At 73.8% G+C, this 1,167-nt stretch carries 1 protein-coding gene; it reads right to left on the bottom strand.

Going from position 1 to position 1,167, the window contains the following annotated elements; translation table 11 throughout:
• Positions 1 to 1,167, bottom strand: a 1,167-nt coding sequence (locus G6045_RS40585) for a sensor histidine kinase (RefSeq protein ID WP_165337261.1), incomplete at both ends; no start/stop codon positions are given.

Raw genomic sequence — 1,167 nt, 5'->3', positions numbered from 1 at the left:
GGTGAGGGGGAGCCGGGTGGTGAGGGTGGTGCCCCGGCCCGGCGCGGAGGTGAGGGTGAAGGTGCCGCCCAGGGCGCGTGTACGGGCCCGCATGGCGGACAGTCCGTATCCGCCGAACTCGGGGTCGGGCAAGGGGAGTCGGTCGGGGTCGAAGCCGCTGCCGTCGTCGACGACCTCGAGAGCGACATGGCCGTCGAGATAGGTGAGCGTGAGGTCGGCTGTGGTGGCGTCGGCATGGCGCACGGTGTTGGCCAGGGCGGACTGGGCGATCCGCAGCAGGGCCACCTCGTGCGCGGTCGGCAGCGGTACCGGGGTGCCGAGGAGATGGAAGCGTGCGGTGAGCCCGTCGTGGGCGGCGGTGCACAGTCGCTCCAGCGCACCGGCGAGCGTGCTGCCGTCGAGGGAGGGCGGGGCGCGGGCGGCGACGAAACGGCGGGCCTCGGCGAGGTTGTCCACGGCCGCCTGCCGTGCCTGGTCGACGTAGCGCGCCGCGTTGTCGGGTGCCTGGGGAAGGGCGCGTTCGGCGGCCCGCAGCAGGAGTTGGATGCTGGACAGGCCCTGCGCCAAGGTGTCGTGGATCTCGCGGGCCAGCCGCTCGCGTTCGGCGAGCACACCCGCGGTGTGCTGTGCGGTGGCGAGGTCGGCGCGGGTCGCGGTGAGCTCCTCGATCAGCTGGCGGCGCTGGTCCGACTCGCGGTACAGGGCCTGGTAACCCCACACCACGGCGACCGCGACGGCCGCCCCGAGGGCAGGACCGATCGCCATGGCCGCGCTGAACGAATCCTGATGGGCGGCGAACGCGGCGATCGACGCCAGCGCGGTGACGACCACGGCGGCGAGTCCGGTACGCCGCGGCAGCAGGTGCAGCTGGAGGAAGTACAGCGGGAACGCCACCCAGATCCCGTCAGGAGTCAGGGCCAGGAGCACCAGCCAGCTCGCGCACACACAGGCCAGCCACCACACGGCAGCCCGCCGGGAGCGCTGGACCGACGGCGGCAGCGCGCCGGCCGCGTAGACCAGGGCGCACACCACCGTGACGGCGACGATCACCGCGGCATACGGCCGGCCGTCGGTCACGGCCCGTACGGCGGCCAGGGCCAGCAGGGCGACCACGAGCAGGTGCAGACACCAGGTCAGGGTCCGGCTGGTGGGGGTGAGGGGGAGGGC

Source organism: Streptomyces mesophilus, assembly GCF_011044995.1.
Classification (GTDB): Bacteria; Actinomycetota; Actinomycetes; order Streptomycetales; family Streptomycetaceae; genus Streptomyces; species Streptomyces mesophilus.
This window is presented reverse-complemented; position numbering and strand designations above follow the sequence as displayed.